General features: G+C 42.8%; 2 protein-coding genes. Both read left to right on the top strand.

The window, feature by feature from the left end:
* Positions 1-1,217: 1-deoxy-D-xylulose-5-phosphate synthase (gene dxs / locus AC1DWN_RS32955; RefSeq protein WP_477563053.1), on the top strand; the 1,217-nt coding region annotated here is incomplete at its 5' end.
* A gap of 17 nt (positions 1,218-1,234) precedes the next feature.
* Positions 1,235-2,029: TlyA family RNA methyltransferase (locus AC1DWN_RS32950; protein ID WP_477563052.1), on the top strand; the 795-nt coding region annotated here is incomplete at its 3' end.

Raw genomic sequence — 2,029 nt, 5'->3', positions numbered from 1 at the left:
GCTTAAAATATTTACTTGTGAGCGGCATTTTGTTCGAACAATTTGGACTGACTTACTTAGGTCCGGTTGACGGACATGATTTAGAGCAATTACTTGATATTTTGCGTCAAGCTGATTCTATGCCAGGTCCTGTTCTTGTTCATGTTGTTACAGTTAAAGGTAAAGGTTATTCACCAGCAGAAGCCGATTCATTCAAATGGCATGGTATATCACCATACAAAATTGAATCTGGGCAAGTAGCAAAATCAGTAGGGCCTCCTATGTATACGGATGTGTTCAGTCAAACACTGATTGAACTTGCTGATCATGACAAACGGATCGTAGCCGTTACTCCGGCTATGCCGGGCGGCTCAGGCTTGCTTAAATTTGCTGCGAAATATCCAGACAGAATGATTGATGTTGGTATTGCAGAACAGCATGCGGCAACGATGTCTGCTGCGCTTGCTTTAGAGGGCTTGAAGCCTGTATTCGCTGTATACTCTACGTTCTTACAAAGGGCTTATGATCAAGTCGTACATGATATTTGCCGTCAAAACCTAAATGTGATTTTCGCTATAGACCGTGCAGGATTTGTTGGACCTGACGGAGAGACGCATCATGGTGTATATGATATTGCTTTCATGCGCCATATACCTAACTTGGTTATTATGATGCCTAAGGATGAAAATGAGTTGCGTCGTATGCTGAAAACAGCTGTAGATTATAATGATGGACCTATAGCCGTTCGTTATCCGCGAATTAATGGTATAGGCGTCGAACTAGACTCGAATCCACAGCCTCTTGCAATTGGCAAATGGGAAACGGTTCGCGAAGGCGATTCTGCTGTTATAGTAGCAATTGGTCCAATGATTCAAGTTGCTGAAGAAGCCGCTGAGATTTTAAAGCGTGATGGCGTAAATATTCAAATCGTCAATGCTCGTTTTATTAAGCCTTTAGATGAACAAATGCTGCTAATGCTTGCTGCAGAAGGAAAGCATATGATTGTGTTAGAGGAAGGTTCTGAATTAGGCGGACTTGGCAGTTCTATATTGGAATTTTATTCGTTAAAAGGAATTTATGGGCTTTCAATTCGCATCATTGGTGTTCCAGATCTATTTGTAGAGCATGGATCTATTATAGAACAAAGGCATGAAATCGGATTAACAGCCGATCGAGTGGTAAAAGAGACGAAGATGTTGCTCCCGCGCCAAATGACGCGTACTACAGGACAGAAGTAAGGGTCTGAAGGAGAAAGATGACAACAACTACTAAAGAACGTATAGATGTGCTGCTGGTAGAGCTTGGTTTTTATGATAGCAGAGTAAAAGCAAAGGCTGCTTTGATGGCGGGGCTAGTACTAGTTAATGATGAACCCGTTGATAAGAGCGGAATGAAAGTGCCACGTAGTGCAGATATTAAGGTAAAAGGTGCGCTGCATCCGTACGTAAGTCGCGGCGGTTTAAAGCTAGAGAAGGCGATTCGTAATTTCGAGATTGATTTGAAAGATCGCGTCATGCTAGATATCGGAGCATCAACAGGCGGCTTTACTGATTGTGCGCTGCAAAATGGGGCAGCTTATGTATACGCAATAGATGTGGGCTACAATCAGCTTGATTGGTCTTTGAGACAAGATGAGCGTGTTAACGTTATGGAGCGTACAAATTTTCGATATATGCAACTGGCGGAATTAGTCGGTCCATCACCAACATTTGCTTCAATCGACGTTTCATTTATTTCGCTGCGACTTATTTTGCCTACATTATCAACATTGCTTACACCAGGATCAGGAATTGTAGCACTTATTAAGCCACAATTCGAGGCAGGTCGTGAGAAGGTTGGTAAGTCAGGCGTTGTACGCGATTCCGCCGTGCATAAGGAAGTACTGCGTACTGTTTTGACTGCGGCTGCTGAGCTAGGTTATTCTCTGAAAGATGTGACCTTCTCACCTATTACCGGCGGAGAAGGAAATATAGAATTTTTAGCTTATTGGATATGGTCAGCTGAGACAAAAGTTGGCGTTCCGGATGATACAATCTTGGAAGATTTGGTT

It is taken from the genome of Paenibacillus sp. P4_A7 (assembly GCF_056402455.1).
Note: the sequence above shows the minus strand (reverse complement) of the source record. Positions and strands in the feature narration are given on the sequence as shown.